15 protein-coding genes are annotated in these 17,203 nt (G+C 72.9%); 7 read left to right on the plus strand and 8 right to left on the minus strand.

Annotated elements, in window-relative coordinates:
* Positions 1-187 precede the first annotated feature (187 nt).
* Both AWX74_RS26680 and AWX74_RS26685 read right to left on the minus strand, forming a co-directional pair.
* Positions 188-484, minus strand: coding sequence for a hypothetical protein (locus AWX74_RS26680; protein WP_091282615.1), 297 nt, complete (start codon positions 482-484; stop codon positions 188-190).
* A gap of 59 nt (positions 485-543) precedes the next feature.
* A complete protein-coding gene (locus AWX74_RS26685) occupies positions 544-1,014 on the minus strand; it encodes a molybdenum cofactor biosynthesis protein MoaE (RefSeq protein WP_054565148.1) in 471 nt (156 codons plus the stop codon).
* Positions 1,015-1,113: 99 nt separating this feature from the next.
* Here AWX74_RS26685 and AWX74_RS26690 point away from each other — a divergent pair, with 99 nt between their 5' ends.
* From AWX74_RS26690 to AWX74_RS26700, 3 genes are all read left to right on the plus strand, one after another.
* Positions 1,114-2,472, plus strand: coding sequence for a zinc-dependent metalloprotease (locus tag AWX74_RS26690; protein ID WP_091282617.1), 1,359 nt, complete (start codon positions 1,114-1,116; stop codon positions 2,470-2,472).
* A gap of 822 nt (positions 2,473-3,294) precedes the next feature.
* Positions 3,295-4,491 (plus strand): ThiF family adenylyltransferase, encoded by a 1,197-nt coding sequence (locus AWX74_RS26695; protein WP_091282620.1) that lies wholly within the window; start codon positions 3,295-3,297, stop codon positions 4,489-4,491.
* 55 nt (positions 4,492-4,546) lie between these two features.
* The gene (locus tag AWX74_RS26700; protein WP_091282623.1) at positions 4,547-6,106 is read left to right on the plus strand and encodes an ABC1 kinase family protein; all 1,560 of its coding nucleotides are present in this window, start codon (positions 4,547-4,549) and stop codon (positions 6,104-6,106) included.
* A gap of 117 nt (positions 6,107-6,223) precedes the next feature.
* On the opposite strand, the gene AWX74_RS26705 is transcribed toward AWX74_RS26700, so the two are convergent.
* The 3 genes from AWX74_RS26705 to AWX74_RS26715 all read right to left on the minus strand — a co-directional run bounded on the left by AWX74_RS26705 (position 6,224) and on the right by AWX74_RS26715 (position 9,462).
* Positions 6,224-6,517: a WhiB family transcriptional regulator gene (locus tag AWX74_RS26705; RefSeq protein ID WP_035954849.1), complete on the minus strand. Its 294-nt coding sequence runs from the start codon at positions 6,515-6,517 to the stop codon at positions 6,224-6,226.
* 161 nt (positions 6,518-6,678) lie between these two features.
* The gene (locus AWX74_RS40880; RefSeq protein ID WP_207550421.1) at positions 6,679-7,002 is read right to left on the minus strand and encodes a hypothetical protein; all 324 of its coding nucleotides are present in this window, start codon (positions 7,000-7,002) and stop codon (positions 6,679-6,681) included.
* 204 nt (positions 7,003-7,206) lie between these two features.
* Positions 7,207-9,462: an ATP-dependent DNA helicase UvrD2 gene (locus tag AWX74_RS26715; protein WP_091282630.1), complete on the minus strand. Its 2,256-nt coding sequence runs from the start codon at positions 9,460-9,462 to the stop codon at positions 7,207-7,209.
* A gap of 327 nt (positions 9,463-9,789) precedes the next feature.
* On the opposite strand from AWX74_RS26715, the gene AWX74_RS26720 reads away from it, so the two are divergent.
* Both AWX74_RS26720 and AWX74_RS42145 read left to right on the plus strand, forming a co-directional pair.
* Positions 9,790-10,029, plus strand: a complete 240-nt coding sequence (locus AWX74_RS26720) for a mycoredoxin (RefSeq protein ID WP_091282634.1) — start codon at positions 9,790-9,792, stop codon at positions 10,027-10,029.
* Between the two features lie 311 nt (positions 10,030-10,340).
* The gene (locus AWX74_RS42145; protein WP_278184659.1) at positions 10,341-11,690 is read left to right on the plus strand and encodes an ANTAR domain-containing protein; all 1,350 of its coding nucleotides are present in this window, start codon (positions 10,341-10,343) and stop codon (positions 11,688-11,690) included.
* On the opposite strand, the gene AWX74_RS26730 is transcribed toward AWX74_RS42145, so the two are convergent.
* From AWX74_RS26730 to AWX74_RS26740, 3 genes are all read right to left on the minus strand, one after another.
* Positions 11,632-12,954, minus strand: coding sequence for a M16 family metallopeptidase (locus AWX74_RS26730; RefSeq protein WP_091282685.1), 1,323 nt, complete (start codon positions 12,952-12,954; stop codon positions 11,632-11,634). The two genes, AWX74_RS42145 and AWX74_RS26730, sit on opposite strands and share 59 nt — an antisense overlap.
* A gap of 113 nt (positions 12,955-13,067) precedes the next feature.
* The gene (locus tag AWX74_RS26735) at positions 13,068-14,366 is read right to left on the minus strand and encodes a M16 family metallopeptidase (RefSeq protein ID WP_091282637.1); all 1,299 of its coding nucleotides are present in this window, start codon (positions 14,364-14,366) and stop codon (positions 13,068-13,070) included.
* Positions 14,367-14,691: 325 nt separating this feature from the next.
* Positions 14,692-14,955, minus strand: coding sequence for a hypothetical protein (locus AWX74_RS26740; RefSeq protein ID WP_035957405.1), 264 nt, complete (start codon positions 14,953-14,955; stop codon positions 14,692-14,694).
* A 160-nt stretch (positions 14,956-15,115) separates the two neighbouring features.
* Between AWX74_RS26740 and AWX74_RS26745 the strand changes: the two genes are divergently transcribed.
* Positions 15,116-16,363, plus strand: coding sequence for a PucR family transcriptional regulator (locus AWX74_RS26745; protein WP_091282640.1), 1,248 nt, complete (start codon positions 15,116-15,118; stop codon positions 16,361-16,363).
* Between the two features lie 57 nt (positions 16,364-16,420).
* Positions 16,421-17,200, plus strand: coding sequence for an endonuclease/exonuclease/phosphatase family protein (locus AWX74_RS26750; protein WP_091282689.1), 780 nt, complete (start codon positions 16,421-16,423; stop codon positions 17,198-17,200).
* Positions 17,201-17,203: the final 3 nt, after the last annotated feature.

The following is a 17,203-nucleotide window of genomic DNA, read 5'->3' on the forward strand; positions in this document are numbered from 1 at the left end:
GGTCTCCGACCGCCGGGCCGCGCCCACGAGACCACCGTTCCCGCGGCCCGGCCAGCCGTACCCGCAGGCAGGCCCCTACCCCGGCCGGTGGGGACACCCGCGGAGACGGCAAGGGGCGGTCACCCCCGCAAACACGGGGGTGACCGCCCCTCAACCAGGACGCGCAGAGCCGGCAACCTGCCCGAGCTCAGGCAGTTCCTCCTGTTTCACCCTCGGCGACGGCCCCGACAGCCTCGACCGGGCCACGATCCGCGGGACGCGCGGCGGGGACCGGAACCGTGACAGGCAGAGTGGTCACCGAGGACGACCCAGAGGTGGTGGAGATCTCGCGGGCAGCGGGGATGGGACGGGCGAGGGCCGCCAGGCTGCGGCGGTAGCCCTCGATGGTGATCATGGCTTCGGAGGTGCGATCAGGTCGGCTGCGCAGCGTGAACCAGGCCAGAGCCAGGAGCACCGCGACTGGTGGGATCAGCAAGAACCACATGGCGGCCTCGACGTCGAGACGGGGAAGGTAGATGACCTACATCTATCCTAGGTGCCCACTCAGCAGGCGCCCACCCATTCGGACGAGCCATCCGCGAATCCCTGCCGCTTCCAGATCGGCACCTGTTCCTTCACATCGTCGATGAGGCGCCGGCAGGCGCTGAGGGCCTCAGCCCGGTGCGCGGCGCCCGCCGCGACGACGACGGCGATGTCCCCGATCTCGAGGCGACCCGTCCGGTGCAGCACCGCGATCGCCCGAACTCCGAGGTCAGCGCCCACTTCGGCGGCGACCCGAGCGAGCTCCCGGGCCGCGGTGGGATGTGCGCTGTACTCCAGGTCGCCCACCGAGCGGCCATGGTCGTGATCTCGCACCGTGCCGATGAACAGCCCGATTCCGCCGACCTCCGGCAGCCGCACCGCGGCGAGACATTCATCCACAGACAGTGGGTTTTCCCGCATCTCGGCGAGAACCACGACGCCGGATGACGCACCGTCGACAACGGGAACTGGATCCGAGAAGGTAACATCCACCCCCCGACGGTAACGTCCCACCGGCTCCGTTTCACCGGGCGGCGGGAAAACGCACTACCGTGGGTTCATGTCCCCACGGAACGTCCACGGGTCCCCGCGATGAGCGGCGGCCTCCCCTTCGGCTTCGGTCCGACGCCGGGCGGTGACCCGAACCGCCCCTCCGGCAGCGGCGCCCCGTTCTTCGCCGAGCTCGAACGCCTTCTTTCGTGGCAGGGCGGTCCGGTCAACTGGGAGCTCGCGCGCCAGGTCGCGGTGCGGACCCTGGGCAGCACCGACCGGGCTGTGCGCCCCGCCGAGGTCGGCGAGGTGGAGAACGCTCTGCGCATCGCCGACGTGTGGCTCGACCCGGTGACCACGCTTCCCTCCGGCGCCACCACGGCCGCCGCGTGGTCGCGTGAGAAGTGGATCGAGGCAACCATGCCGGTCTGGCAGACGCTGTGCGACCCGGTCGCGAGCAAGGTCGTCGAGGCCATGCGCACCGGGATCTCGTCCGGCCTGAGCCAGCTCGGCGGCGGCGACCTGCCACCCGAGCTCGCGGGCGCCCTGCCGCCCGGCGTCGACCTCGGCCGGCTGATGGGTGCCGGCGGGCCGGTCATGCAGATGATGAACCAGGTTGGCGGAATGCTCTTCGGTGCCCAGGTGGGCCAGGCCATCGGCTCGCTGGCCACCGAGGTGGTCAGCTCCACCGAGGTCGGCCTGCCACTCGGCCCGGCGGGCACGGCGGCGCTGCTGCCGGCGAACGTGGCGGCCTTCGGGCAGGGCCTCGGCGTGTCGGACGAGGAGGTCCGCATCTACCTCGCGCTGCGCGAGGCGGCCTCGAACCGGCTGTACGCGCACGTCCCGTGGCTGCGCTCGCACGTGCTCGGTGCCGTCGAGGAGTACGCGCGCGGTATCGCCGTCGACCCCGAAGCCGTCGGCCGGGTGATGCGGATGATCGACCCGACCACGCTGATGAACCCCGAACGGCTCACCGAGGCACTCGGTGAGGACGTCTTCGCCGACGCCGACACGCCGGAGCAGAAGGCGGCGCTGGCGCGGCTGGAGCTCATCCTCGCGCTCATCGAGGGCTGGGTGGACCACATCGCGGACACCGCCGCGCGGGAGCACCTGCCCGCCGCGGTGAAGCTGCGCGAGATGGTCCGCAGGCGTCGGGCCGAGGGTGGCCCCGGCGAGCAGATCTTCGCCACCCTGGTCGGGCTTTCGCTGCGGCCCCGCCGGCTGCGCGAGGCCGCGGCGCTCTGGGAGGCGCTGGGCGAGGCTCGCGGCCACGACGGGCGGGATGCCGTCTGGGCCCACCCGGACCTGCTGCCGAGCGCCGCCGACCTCACCGACCCCGCCGCTTTCGTCGCCGGCACCACGCCCGGGTCCGAGGTCGACATCATGGCCGAGATCGAGAAACTCAACGGAGGATCTCCGGAGGGCGGCACGCCACCAACCTCCGACGACGCCGGATCCTGACCCGCCCACTGGACACCGTGAGCCGCCACGAGGCCACACGAATTGACCTGCATGGCGAATCGGTCGTAGCTTGACGTCGCGGGCCCTCGGGCATGCGGGGCGCCTCCGGAAGGGGAAGCCGGAGGCTCCACGTTCACCCCGGGGGCCCGTTTACGTGCAGCGGAAATCTCCTTCGCGTTCGATGGAAGCGCTGTTCGCGCCCGACGGAGTTCACACTCCCGCCCCATGCTCGCACTCGGCATAATTCACAACAAAAAGCGCAAAAGGGGCGCGGGCCGCCTGGCGATCCGCAAGAAGGAAGGATTCTGGTCGTCCCAACGACCAGAATCCTTCACCCTTCGGACGCCCCCACGTCGCCGCCGTCGAGCTCCGGATCCAGCCGCAATCGTGAAGTGCGAACCGTGCGAGCCTCACCCGCACGACCGCCTACGACAGGGCGCATCACCGACGCGACCGTCACAGCCCGCTCAACCTCGGTGGCCTGGCGCGACAGACCCCGAGGCCGACCAGCCAGCCTGGTCCGACGCCCTTCGAACACGAAGCGATCACGAAAAAGCCCTGGCCACGCACCTGAATGGACGTATCAGAAGGGCCAGGGATGCCGCAGGCCCGAGGTGGCGACGGAAAAGGAACAATTTCTACCAGCATTGAACGCTTACCCGAATCACCCTTTCGGTGCCACCGCCCGCCCGGCGGATCCGAACAAAAACCGTCTGTCCACAGGCGCGGCGGACAACCACTCGGAGCGCGTTCCTCATGTCATCGTGAACGGGTCCCACCAGCCGCCGGCCCGAGCTCGCCGGCTGATGCAAGGAGGATCCCGTGCGCCCGGTCCTCAAAGCCGGTCTCCGTCGGCTCTGGCGAGACAGCACCACCCTGCAGATCGGCGTCGATCCCCTGCGCGCCGTCATTCTCACCGATGTCGGGCCGGCCGACCTGTCCGCGCTGAACACGTTGGGATCGCCGGGCCCGGAGCTGGGGCTGGGGCCGGGCGGCGGCGAGGCCCGTGATCCGACCGCCCGCACGATGATCGAGATACTTGCGCAGGCCGGGCTGATCGACGACGCCGCCGACAGCGGGCCGGCGCCCGTCAGCGATGGTGACCACGACCGGTTCGACCCGGACCTGGCCGCGCTCTCGCTGTCGAGCTTCGGCGTGAGGGTGCCCCGGTCGGCGCTGCACCGACGACGCCGGGCCCGGGTGTGCGTGCGGGGTGCCGGGCGGATCGGAGCACAGATCGCGACCCTGCTCGCGGCCGCGGGAGTCGGCCAGATCCTGGTGGACGATCCAGGTCCCACGTCGGCGGCCGACGTCGCGCCCGGTGGGCTGCGGCTCGACGACATCGGCCGACCCCGCTCACTGGCGGCTGATACGGCGGTGCGGCGGGCCACCGGTCGGCGGGATCCGCCATGCCGCCAGCCGAAAAGCCGGCCGATGCGCTCCGCGAAGGTCGAGCCGCTTCGCCCCGATCTGGTTCTCCTGGCCCCGGTGGGGCTTCCAGTCGTCCATCCCGACGAGTGCCTGCGTATGGAGCGGGCCGGCGTCCCTCATCTGCTGGCAGGAGTCCGCGAGACGACGGGGATCATCGGGCCTCTGATCGTGCCGGGCGTCACCTCCTGCCTGCACTGTCAGCACCTGCACCGCGACGCCCGCGACTCCGACTGGCTCATCCTCGCGATGCAGATGATCCGCCCGCCCGAGCACGGCGCAGACCCCTGCGAGATCTCGCTGGCGACCCTGGTCGCCGCGATCACCGCCATGCAGGCGCTCGACTTCCTCGACCTGAACACGGCAGCCAGCGACCGCCCCCGCCAGCTGCCCACAGCCGCCAACGGCACTCTGGAGATCGCCCGAACCGATCTGCGGATCCGGCGCCGCACCTGGCCACTCCACCCCGAGTGCCCCTGCCGCACCGCACGCGCCGCGGCCGGGTCACCACCTCAGGAACAGGCCATCTCGCCCGAAGTACTCGAGACCGCCATCGACCGCCAGCAGATCGCCACGGGCAGCACGCGGTGAGGGCGTCTATCGCGAGGTTGACACAACAGCCCGCGGGAAAGGGCACGATGGAGCGGTGTCCGACATCCCGCGGCGGGCGGTCGTCCGCACCGCCAAGCTCGCGACCCTCCCGATCGGCATGGCCGGCCGGGCGACCCTCGGCGTGGGAAAACGCCTGGGGGGCAGACCCGCCGAAGCTGTGGCCAGCGAGCTGCAGCAGCGGACGGCAGGGCAGATCTTCCGCGTCCTCGGAGAACTCAAGGGCGGGGCCATGAAGCTGGGCCAGGCGCTGTCCGTCTTCGAGGCGGCGCTGCCGGAGGAGGTCGCCGGTCCCTACCGGGCGGCCCTCACCAAACTCCAGGAGGCCGCGCCGCCGCTGCCCGCGGCAACCGTGCACGGGGTCCTGAGCGCAGAGCTCGGCCCCGACTGGCGGTCGTTGTTCACCAGCTTCGACGACACGCCAGCCGCCGCGGCCAGCATCGGGCAGGTGCACCGCGCGGTGTGGGCGGCGGACGGAACCGATGTCGCCGTGAAGATCCAGTATCCGGGGGCCGGGGACGCGCTGCTGTCCGATCTCAACCAGCTCGGTCGCGCCGCCCGCCTGTTCGGGGCGATCACACCGGGCCTGGACATCAAGCCACTGGTCGCCGAGCTGAAGGCCCGTATCACCGAAGAGCTCGACTACCGGCTCGAAGCCGCCTGGCAGCGGGCGTTCGCGCAGGCCTACGCGGGCGATCCGGACATCGTCATCCCCCGCCCCATCGCCGGCGCCGACCGGGTTCTGGTCAGCGAATGGATCGACGGTGTGCCGCTGTCCACCGTGATCGAACGGGGCACACCCGAGGAACGGGACCGGGCCGGGCTGCTGCTCGTGCGTTTTCTCTACTCGTGTCCCGGCCGAGCCGGGCTGCTCCACGCCGACCCACACCCGGGGAACTTCCGGTTGCTTCCCGACGGGCGCCTGGGAGTCCTCGACTTCGGAGCGGTCAACCGCCTGCCCGACGGGCTGCCCGAGCCCATCGGCCGACTGGCCCGGATGGCCCTCGCCGGCAATGCGGAGGCCGTCGCCGAAGGGCTGCTCGTCGAGGGTTTCATCCCGGCCAGCGCCAGCATTCCCGCCGACGACCTGCTGGGCTATCTGGCCCCCATGCTCGCCCCGATCGCGGCGGAGGAGTTCACCTTCTCCCGGGAATGGCTGCGTGGTGAGGCCCTGCGGCTCGGGGACTGGCGGTCTTCGGCAGCCCAGCTCGGCCGCCAGCTCAACCTGCCGCCGTCCTATCTGCTGATCCACCGGGTCACCCTCGGTGCAATCGGCATTCTTTGCCAGCTCGGCAGCACCGGTCCGTTCCGGGCCGAGATGGAACGCTGGCAGCCGGGCTTCGCACCGCCGCGCACCGCGGCGGCCCGGCACGCCGCGGCTGCCAACCGTCCAGGTCGCCGCCTGCCCAGGCTCGACGTCGAGGACGAGGCGGGTGTCATCCGGGCCCGGCCCGGCCCGGTCGTGCTCGCCCCGGCACAGCGTGGAAACCGCTCACGGAGCCGGATCCGCCCGCCCGAGCAGGCCGGGTCCGTCGAGCCGAGCCGGCCCCCACGGCAGCGCCGACCGGCCCGTGAGCCCCAGGCCAACCGCGACTGATCGACACCGGTCAGGCCATCAGCACGAAGCGCAGCAACGCCTTGGGGCGGCGCACCGGAGATCCGGTGCGCCGCCCCAAGGTCACTATGTAGCCGTAGCCGCAAGGCCCTTGCTCGGTCAGGCCGCGACGTTCTTGCGCGGCCTCCCCCGAGGACGCTTGCGCGGGACCACGCGGCCGGTCACGACGAGTTCGCCGCCCCAGACACCCCACGGTTCCGCCCGGTCGATCGCGGCGGACAGGCAGGCATGGCGCACGGGGCAGTCCACGCAGACGGACTTGGCGGACTCGACGTCCGCCGGGGATTCGGCGAAGAAAAGCTCGGGGTCCACGTCCCAGCAGGGCAGGACGAGACGCTCCCGCTCGATCCGGGAATCGATCGAGGGGTCGAACACCGGGGTCACCTCCGACATTGGCGGTTTAGTTCCGATCGGTTGCTCGGTCTTGCGTCCATCGACGACGGTCAGGATCAGACCTCCGGAGTGGTAGCTCTGGCACGCGATTCGACCGGGAGAAACAGAAAGGCCGCGGATCCTGTCGGATCCGCGGCCTCGGAAGTCACTCCGGTTCGGCGCTAGGCCGGGAGTGGATCCGGGACAGGGCCCGACTGATCGAGAAAACGCGTGGCGGCTGTGCCGGCCTGACGTGCTGCGGCGGCGGCTTGATGATCCGAACGGCCATTCGTGACGACGGCACCCGTCAGGGCACCCTGAGCCGAGACACGGCTCACCACGAAATCGCCGCCGAGGACACCGCGACCGGCGCAGCGGGAGCCTTTCGGCTCCCGGGCACCGAGCCACATGACCGTGTCAGCAAGCCGGGCAGCAGGCGTATAACGGACGCCGGCGATGGGCGGCCGCATACGCGTGCGCACGGAAGCCATGATGATCATTCTCATCGTGACCTCCTTCGCGACTCCGCCGAACCCGACCGGACCGGCTCCCACCCGCAGCGCACTGATCGCGCTCCGGTGTTCACGGACAACGGTAGGAGCAGTCACCGGCGCTGACAACCTATTTTTGGAGTGATCTCACAGACTCGTTCAGCCACAGCAAGGATCGAAGCCACCCCGGCGTGTCACCGTTGGCACCGGTATCAGCACTCAGTGCCGCGATCCGCGTGACGCGGTGTCGGAGACCAGCGCGAGGACGTCCTCGCCGTACCGGTCGAGCTTGCTCTGCCCGATGCCCGGCAGAGCCACGAGATCCGCGACGGTCGCGGGGCGACGCTGGGCGATCAGCCGCAGTGTCGCGTCGGTCAGCACGACGAAGGCAGGCGCTCCCTGCTCCTTCGCCCGCTGCGCCCGCCACGCGCACAACCGCTCGAACAGCTCCGCGTCCACCTGCCCCGGGCACGTCTCGCAGCGTCCGATCCGGGCCCGCGCACCGGCCAGCGACCGCCCGCAGACATGGCACTGCACGCTCTGCCGGCCGCGCGGGCGCCCGGTGCCGCCGCCAACGGACTCCCCGCCGCCCCGCCGCTCCCCCGCGGCCGCGGAACCGTGTCCGGCCCCGTGTCCCGATCCGGACACGGCCGCATCACCGGACGCGCGGGTCGCCGCCGTTCGGGAGGAGCCCCGGGTGCCGCCCGCGGTGGCCGCCGCCCGGCGCAGGTCGTCCAGGAACCGTGACGGCCGCCGGGAGCGGCGGGCCCCCTCGGCCCGCGCCAGCGACCACGACAGCGCCAGGTGGACCCGCGCCCGGGTGATGCCCACATAGAGCAGCCGGCGTTCCTCCGCGATCTGCTCGTCGGACTGCGCGTGCACGATGGGCAGCGTTCCCTCGACCAGGCCGACGAGGAACACCGCGTCCCATTCGAGCCCCTTGGCGGCGTGCAGGGAGGCGAGCGTGACGCCCTGCACCGTCGGGGTGTGCTGATGTGCGGCACGTTCGGCCAGGTCCGCGACGAACGCCTCCAGATCGGCGTCGGGGCGGGCGGCCTCGAGGTCGACGGCCAACCGGTGCAGTGCCGCCAGGTTCTCCCACCGCTCGCGGTCCGCGCCACGCCCCGCGGGAGCGGCGCCCGGCTGCCAGCCCAACGCGCCCAGCCCGTCGGCGACCGCGTCACCGAGCCCGCCGGGGCGGTCCGGCTCCGCCGAACGGACCGCCGCGCGCAGCATCCGCACGGCCGCGGTGACCTCGGGCCGCTCGAAGAACTTCTCACCGCCGCGCAGCAGGTAGGGGATGTCGGCCCGCGCCAGCGCCGTCTCGTACGCCTCGGACTGCGCGTTGATCCGATAGAGCACCGCGATGTCGCTGGCCGCCACACCCGTGGCCAGCAGCCCGCGGATACGCCTGGCGACGCCCGCCGCCTCCTCCGGCTCGCTGTCGGCCTCCAGCCAGGTGGGCGCCGGGCCCGCCGGGCGCATGGCGACGAGCCGCCCCCGGGGCCCGGCCGGCGCCGCGGCCGACCCGGTCGAACCGGACGACGCCGCCGACCCGGCCGACGCGGCTGCCGGAGGAGCACCGTCCAGCAGGCCGTTCGCCAGCGCCACCACCTGGGGGGTGGAGCGATAGTCCCGGACCAGCCGCACGACCGTGGCGGTCGGGAAACGCCGCGGGAAGTCCAGCAGGTGACGCGCGCTGGCGCCGGTGAACGAGTAGATGGTCTGGTGCTCGTCGCCGACGACGCACAGGCTGTCGCGATCGCCCAGCCAGGCGTCGAGAACCCGCTGCTGGAGCGGGTTGACGTCCTGGTACTCGTCCACGACGAAGTGGCGGTAGCGGGAGCGCAGCTCGGCCGCGACCCAGCTGTGCTCCTCGATCACGGCCGCGGTCAGCAGCAGGAGGTCGTCGAAGTCGAGGACACCGGCCTCCCCCTTGACGTCCTCGTAGGCCTCGTAGAGGCGGGCCACGACGTCGGGCGCGTACGAGCCCTCCCGCCCGTGCTCGGCGGCGGCGTGGACGTAGTCGGCGGGCGCGACCATCATCGACTTCGCCCATTCGACCTCGGCGACCAGATCGCGCAGCTCGGCGCGGTCCGGGCGCAGCCGGGCCCGGTTCGCCGCGCGGACGAGCAGCGGAACGCGGCTCTTCTCCAGCCTCGGCAGCGCCACCCCGGCGACCTTCGGCCAGAAGTAGCTCAGGTGCCGCAGCGCGGCCGCGTGGAAGGTGCGGGCCTGGACGCCGTCGGCTCCCATCAGCCGCAGCCGCCCGCGCAGCTCGGCCGCGGCCCGGTTCGTGAAGGTCACCGCGAGGATCTGCCCCGCGCCGACCTCCCGCTGCGTCACCAGGTGCGCGATCCGGTGTGTGATGGTCCGGGTCTTGCCCGTGCCGGCGCCCGCGAGAATGCAGACCGGGCCGATCGGCGCGAGCACGGCGGCGAGCTGCTCAGGGTCGAGACCCGCGCCCGGCTCCACACCCGGGTTCGGCTCTGCACCAGCGCCGGCACCCGGTTCCGCGCCGGCACCCGGTTCCGCGCCGGCGCCCGGCTCCGGGCCCGCGCTCGGTTCCGCCTCGGTGGCCTTCTTCCCTCCGGGCCTGCGCGCAGGCGTCGGAGGGCGCGTGGGCGCTGACGCCCCGCGGCGGTTCGGGCGAGTGGCTGATCCTGACATCAACCGACACGGTAGTCGCGGCTCGGCCCGACACGCCGGACCGGGAAGCAATGCCGCCACGACCGGGTTATGCGGTTGGTCGGCGATCGGACGACAAAACCTTTACCGGACGGATGCGACGGAGGCCTCGCTGTGATCACGATGTACACCACTCCCTGGTGTGGCTACTGCGTTCGGCTGAAGGGCCAGCTCGACCGCGCGGGTGTGGAGTACGTGACGATCGACATCGAGCAGGACCCGACAGCCGAGCAACTCGTCCGCAATGCGAACAACGGCAACGCGACCGTGCCGACCGTGGTCTTCGCCGATGGGACGGTGATGACCAACCCGTCCCTCCGCCAGGTCACCGAGAAAGTCGCTTCTGCCGCATAACGGATACGCAGGGCGACAACACTGCGGGAGTTCACGCCTTCCCGACGCACACACGGCCGGCTCTTGGGACGGTGTCCGTCACTGCCCGTGAACTTTGTGGGAGAGTTCGGCCTGTGTCGTCAGCACCTTCAGGACTCCCGTGGAGCACGGTCGACGCCGCGCTGAGAGCCACGCACGCACTCCACCAGATGGAGCAGGCATGCCTCATCGCGGTGTCGGGGACCCAGGCCGTCTACCTACGGGTGAGTGGGCCGATCCCCGAGTTGGTTGCCGGGCTGAGAGTTCCGCGTGCCCGGTGTCTACCTGCCCGAATGCTGGATGGGGCCGCCGCCGCGGGGTCCCGGGCCGACCAGGACCCGGCCCTGGCCGACACCGTCGAGGTGGAGCGGTTCGGCGTCCACAGCCACGTCTCGATGCCTCTCGTCGGGCCGGACGGCGCGGTGCTCGGCATCATCACCGGCCTCGACCGGTCATCGATCGCCATCCCGCCGGAATCACTCGGAGTACTGCGGGCAATCGCGGACAGTCTGGGAGCGTCGGAGGCGCTACGGGACCAACTGACCCGCGAGGCCCGCTTCGAGGTTGCTGCCAGTAACGGCTCCGAGGGTGCCCAGCCCAGCGTGAGTGCCCAGCCCGGCACGAGCGCCGTGCCTGCGGCCGTCGCCGCGCCCGGAACCGGCGACACACGAGGAACCGGCGATGTTCCCGGAGGCGGCCAGCTGCCGACGGCACCCGGCGAGGCCGGGCCCGGGCAGGACGGCCAGCCAGGCCCCGGTACGGGCCGGAACGGACCACACCCCGGGCACCCTGAGCCGTCGCCGGAATCAGCGGCAGGCAACGGGCCCCGGGTGACCCCCGAGGTTCTCGCCCGCGCCCCGCGCCCCGGCCCCGCCGCCCGGCCGGGCGCCCCGCGCCCCGCGCCGCCGAAGTCGGGCCCGCCGCGCCCGGGCGCGGCTCGCGGCCCGAGCGGAACGGCAGGCCCGGGCAGCAGGACCGGATCCGGCGCCTCGGACATGCGGCTGCGGCGGGCATCGGCCGGCTGGATCGTGGAAGGCCCGGGACCCGAGATCCGGCCAGTCGGCGATCTCGTCTCCGCGATGGTCCTGGCCGACCTGCTCGCCGAGGATCTCAGCCCGCCGGGCCGGCCCCGACGGGCCGACCGCGATCTCAGCGAGACCGAGCAGCTGCGCCTGTCAGTGATCCAGCTCGAGCACGCGCTGGCCTCCCGGGTCATCGTCGAGCAGGCGATCGGGGTGCTGGCCGAGCGCAACCACATCAAGCCCAGGGATGCCTTCGAGCGGCTGCGACGCACCGCCCGAGGCATGGGCAGACGGGTGCACGACCTGGCCCGGCAGGTGGTCGAGTCGGTGGGCGACCCGCGGATCACCCTGCCGGGCGAGCTCGGCCGCGGCGGCGCCACCGGGTCTGGGCCCGGTCCCGGGCCGACGCCCGGCAGCCCGGGCAGCCCCGGACCCGGTCCCGCCCCTGGCTCCGGTGCCGGACCCGGCCCCGGCAGCCCGAGCGGTTCCGGCGGCGGCCCGCCCCGCCCCAGCCCGCCCCGCGCCCAGCCGCCGCTGACCTCACCGGCCCTGCCCCCGCGGGTCAGGCGGACTCGACGACGCCAAGCTCGACGTCGCCGAGCACCCGCACCGCTTCGGTGATCTTCGACGCGTCGCCCACGAGAACGGTCACCAGCCCGGTCGGCGCCAGCAGCTCCGCCGAGACGGCCTGGACCGCCTCCGCGGTGACCTCGGTCAGCGCCTGTGGATGGTCCCGCAGGTACTCCACGCCGACGCCCGCACCCGACAGCCCGGACAGCGTCCCGGCGAGCCCGGCCGCGGTGGCGCCCGACAGCGCGAGCGTGCCGATGAGGTACTGACGGGCGGCGTCCAGCTCCTCCGCGGTGGGTGGCAGCAGCGCCATCCGGCCGAGCTCGTAGTAGATCTCCAGCAGCGCCGGCCCGGTCACGTCGGTGGAGACCTCCGCGCCGACGGTGAACCGGGAACCCGCCTGGTAGTGCTCGACCGAGCTGCGCGGCGAGTAGGTGTACCCCTTGTCCTCACGGATGTTGGAGACGAGCCGCGAGCTGAAGTAGCCACCGAAGATCGTGCTGGCGAGCCGCAACGCCGGATGCGCCTGCGCGGCGCGGTTCAGCGCCCGCCCGCCGAGCCGGATGTTCGTCTGCACCGCACCCGGCCGGTCGACGATCACGATTCGGCCCGGCGTCGGCACCGGCGCGGTCGGGTGCCCCGCGGCGGCGGTGCCCTGCCACGCTCCGAGGGTCGCCTCGACGGCGTCCAGCGCCTGCTGGGGATCGACGTCCCCCACGATGGTGAGAATCGCGCCGCCGGGGCAGACCCCGGTGGCGTGCAGGGACCGCACGCGCTCGACACCGACCTCGGCGAGCAGCGCCGGCGGGTTGATGGCGCTGCCGTAGACGTGGTCGCCGAACATCCGGCGCAGCAGCGCCTCGCGAGCGATCACCGACGGCTGGCTGAACGCGGTCGTCGTCTCCTCGACGACCCGCTCGCGCTCGCCGACGAACTCGTCCTCCGGGTAGCTCGCCGAGGTCAGGACGTCGGCGATCAGCGCGAGCAGCGGCTTCAGACTGGTGGCGAGCGCGGAGCTGACGATGGCCAGCCGGTCGGCGTCGACACCGGCCCGCAGCGAGCCGCCCAGGGCCTGCACCGCCGTCGCCAGCCCGACCCGGTCATACCGGCCCGAACCGGTGAGGATGGTCTCCGCCAGCAGCTCGGCCTCGGCCTGGTAGGCCGCGCCCGCGCCGGCGAACGGAATCCGCAGCCGCAGCTCCACCAGCGGGACGCTCGCCCGGGCGACCACGTCGACCCGCAGGCCGTTGGCCAGGGTGCGCCCGACGACAGCCGGCAGCTCGTTCTGCACGGTGGGCGCGACCGCGGGGATCACCGAGCCGGCAGCGGACCCGGCGGCGCTCTCGCCGGCCGCGGCCTCGCCGGTCTGGGGCTGGTCGTCCGTCCCGGTCTGGGCGGTCGTTGTCACCGTGCCTCCTTGTGCCGCGCTCACGCGGCGCCTGCCCGCAGCTCCAGCACCGCGCGGCCCTGCGCCCGCAGCGCGCCGGCGGCGGCCGCGACGGCCTCGCCGGTGACGTCCGCGAGCAGCCCGGGCAGCTCGTTGAGCAGTTCGGGACGACCGTGGTGCAGCTCGAAGGTGGCGATCTTCAGGGCGCGACCGAGCGCGTCGTCGGACTCCCGCAGGATGCCGGCGGCGACCTGGGCCCGCACCCGCTCGAGCTCGCCGGGCTCAAGCCCGTTCTCGGCGATGCGGTCGAGCTCCTCGTCGACGGCGGCGAGCACCCCGTCGGCGCTGGAGTCGCCGGCGTGGCGGGCCTCCAGCGTGAGCAGCAGCGGGTCCCGCTGGTCGAACGGGTCCCCGAAGGTGCCGACATAGGTGCTGATCGCCGTCACCGAACGGTCCTTCTGGACGAGCCGCCGTTCCAGCCGGCTCGCGTCGCCCGTCGTGAGCACGTCGGTCAGCAGGTGGGTCGCGAGGAACGCCGGCAGGTCCCGGTCGGGATCGGGCACCCGGTAGCCGACCGCGAGCGCGGGACGGGGTGCCAGCCGGTCGGTCAGGACCTCGCGGCGCTCCTCGGCCCGCATGGGCTCGGCGAAGCTGCGCCGCGGCGGCACCGCCCGGGCCGGGATCACCCCGAAGTACCGCTCGACGAGCTCCAGGGCCTGGTCGGGGTCGAACTCGCCGACGATGGTCAGGATCGCGTTGCCCGGCGCGTAGAACTTCTCCCAGAAGTCCGCGGCGTCGTCGAGGCTCGCGGCCTCCAGCTCCGAGAAGTCGCCGTACCCGTTGTGGGCGTTGGGGAAGGTGTCGAACGCGACCGGGGGAAGCGTGATCCAGGGGAACCCGCCGTAGGGCCGGTTCATCACGTTGACCCGGATCTCCTCCTGGACCACGGCGATCTGGTTGTCCAGGTTCTCCCGGGTGATCCTCGGCGCGCGCATCCGGTCGGCCTCGAGGAACAGCGCCCGCTCCAGCGCGCCCGAGGGCAGCAGCTCGAAGTAGTCCGTGTGGTCGGGGTGCGTCGAGCCGTTGAAGATGCCCCCGGCGGCCTGCACGTACTTGGGATGCTCAGCCTTGCCCACGTGCTCGCTGCCCTGGAACATCAGGTGCTCGAACAGGTGGGCGAACCCGGTGCGGCCCTCCGGCTCCGAGCGGAAGCCGACGTCGTAGTGGACCGCGACGGCCACCACGGGGGCGGTGCGGTCCGGGGCGAGCAGGACCCGCAGCCCGTTGGCGAGCGTCACCCGCCGCAACGGGTAGGAGGGGGACGGCAGGGCGGCCCTCACCGCGCTGGGCGGGGGCGGACCGGCGGTCGAAGGCGAGGACACATCGCCACGCTACTGCCCGCGCCGGTTGGGCGGCCACGTTCGGCAGCATCACCTCACCGCACCGTCCCCGGGCGGAGACGAGAAGACTACGAAAGGACGATTCGCGGCAGGTACGGGACGACCACACCGTGGCATGGCCACACCGTGGCATGGCCACACCGTGGCATGGCCACACCGTGGCATGGCCACACCGTGACATCGCCACACCGTGACATCGCCATGCCGTGACGTCGCCATGCCGTGACGTCGCCGCTCCGTGGCACGCCCCCACACGGCCGCACCGTCAGCGCGGGTGCCGGGCCCCTGCAGCCGAGACCAGGAAGACGAGCAGCGCGGCGATGGCCACCTGCAGCACCAGTGTGAGCAGCCAGCCCGCGTCGATACCGGAGGCGACCACCAGGCCCAGCGCGGCGCCGAGCAGGCCGATGAGCACCGTCATCAGGCAGCCGATCGGCGCCCGGCGGCGCGCCGGGACCACGAGCCGGCCGAGCAGGCCGATCACACAGCCAGTGATCAGCGCACTGATGATGCCGGTCGGTGTCTCCACGACGTCATTCTCGCTCCCACGACGCGCCCGCCACACCCCGCCGCCGCCCTTACACCACCCCCGTGCCGACCGACCCTTCCCACAGGCCGGACGTCCCGGCAGGCGGGCTTCCCGGCGGGCCGGCCAGCCGGGGCGCCGGGACGCAGGCGAGACTGTCCGAGTGGGAAAGTTTCCGCCCGGGCTGAGTGAATCCCTCGCCCATGGGCTGGAACAGCTGGGCGAGGAGATCATCGCGGCGATCGCCGCCGAGGTCCCCGCCTACGCCCGTCCGCTGGAAGGCTCGTTCGGGCGGGGCGTGCGCCGCGGCGTCGAGGAGGCCCTCGCCCGGTTCCTCGCGCTCGTCGAGGCCGGGCCGGGCGCCGCCGGTGACCTGGCCACCAGCCGGGACGTCTACGTCCGGCTGGGGCGCGGCGAGGTGCGCGCCGGGCGTTCCCTGGACAACCTGCTCAGCGCCTATCGGGTCGGTGCCCGGATCTCCTGGCGCCGGCTCGGGGAGGCCGCCCGCCACGCCGGCCTCGACGCCGGCGGCCTCGTGGCGCTCGCCGAGATGATGTTCGCCTACATCGACGGGATCTCGGCCGCGTCCGCGGACGGCTACGCGCTCGCCCAGTTCGAGGTCGCCGGCGAGCGCGAGCGCCTGTGGGACCGGCTGGGCGAGATGCTGCTCTCCGGCACGGACGCGGCGACCATCGAGCACGCCGCCAGCACCGGCGCGGTCCGGCTGCCCGAGCGGATGGCGGCCGTCCTGGTTCCCGAGGGGCCCGACGAGCAGCTGCCCTCACGGCTGTCCACCGGCTGCCCGCGGACCAGCCACGGGTCCGACTTCTGGCTGTTCCTGGGAGACGCCCAGGAACCGTCCCGGCGGCTGTGGCTGGCCGATCGGCTCGCCGGGGCCGGGGCGGTGGTCGGGCCGTGCGTCGCCTGGCAGCAGATCACGACCAGCGTGGAGCGGGCCAGCTTCGCCCGGGCTGCGCTGCTCGCCGGGCGGCTGCCCGCCGCTGCCGGGCCGGAGCCGCTGTTCACCGACGACCACCTCGCCGGCCTGGTGCTGGCCCGCGACCCGGGCCTGCTCGACGACCTGGCCCGGCGCCGGCTCGGGCCACTCGCCACGCTCCCCGAACGCACCCGCTCCCGCCTCGCGGAGACCCTCCTGTGCTGGCTGGCCCTGCACGGCCAGCGCCGGCTGGTGGCCGAACGGCTGCATATTCACCCGCAGACCGTCCGCTACCGGGTGGGACAGCTGCGGGAGCTGTTCGGTACCACCCTGGACGACCCCGAGGCACGGTTCGAGCTGGAGCTGCTCCTGCGGGCGACCATCGGGCTGCGTCCGGGCGGCCCCGCGGAGCCACCCGGCCCCGAGAACACCTCCGGCACCGGGTCGGGCCCGGGGATCAGTCCCGGTCCCTGACGGGTGTCCCGCCGGTTCGGGGCGGCCGACACCGGCGAGCGCGCTACGGTCGGTGCTGTGCGGGTCGGGTCCTTCAACGCGATGCACGGGCTGTCCCTCGCGGACGGCCGGGTAGAGGCGGAGCGCTTCACCACCGCGGTCGCGGACCTGGACTGCGACGTGCTGGGCCTGCAGGAGATGGACCTCGCGCAGCCACGGTCCGGCGGCGGTGACCAGGCCGCCACCGCGGCGACGGCGCTGGGGGCCTCCGACGGCGGCTGGCGGTTCGCCCCCACCGTCTACGGAACGCCCGGGCACCGCTGGCGCCCCGCGGACGGCCGGCGGGCCGAGAACGAGCCCGCCTACGGCATCGCGCTGGTCAGCCGCCTGCCGGTGCGCCGCTGGTGGGTGGTTCCGCTGGGCCGGTCGCCGGTCCGCTCCCCGGTCCTGGTTCCGGGGACGTCCCGGCGGGTGCGGATGATCCTGCTCGACGACGAGCCACGGGTGGCTCTGGCCGCCGTCGTCGAGACCGCGAGCGGACCGCTCACCGTGGTGACCACCCATCTCTCCTTCGCGCCGGGCTGGAACGCCTGGCAGCTGCGCAGGCTGGTCGAGCGGCTGCGCGAGGTCGACGGACCCGTCCTGCTGCTCGGTGACCTGAACCTGCCGGGCCGGCTGCCGACCTGGTTCACCGGCTGGCGCCGCCTCGCCGCCCACCGCACCTACCCGGCGCACGCGCCCCGGGTGCAGCTCGACCACGTCCTGGCCCGCGGCCCGGTCGGCACCGTCGCCGCCAGCGAGGCGCGCCGCACCGCGGTCTCCGACCACCTCGCCCTGCTGGTCGACATCCGCCGCTGACCG

It is taken from the genome of Parafrankia irregularis (assembly GCF_001536285.1).
Taxonomy (GTDB): domain Bacteria; phylum Actinomycetota; class Actinomycetes; order Frankiales; family Frankiaceae; genus Parafrankia; species Parafrankia irregularis.

Coding starts and splice junctions, on each gene's coding strand:
- AWX74_RS26690 (WP_091282617.1), top strand. CDS start 1,114: ATGAGCGGCGGCCTCCCCTTCGGCTTCGGTCCGACGCCGGGCGGTGAC.
- AWX74_RS26705 (WP_035954849.1), bottom strand. CDS start 6,517: ATGTCGGAGGTGACCCCGGTGTTCGACCCCTCGATCGATTCCCGGATC.
- AWX74_RS42145 (WP_278184659.1), top strand. CDS start 10,341: ATGCTGGATGGGGCCGCCGCCGCGGGGTCCCGGGCCGACCAGGACCCG.
- AWX74_RS26680 (WP_091282615.1), bottom strand. CDS start 484: ATGTGGTTCTTGCTGATCCCACCAGTCGCGGTGCTCCTGGCTCTGGCC.
- AWX74_RS40880 (WP_207550421.1), bottom strand. CDS start 7,002: ATGAGAATGATCATCATGGCTTCCGTGCGCACGCGTATGCGGCCGCCC.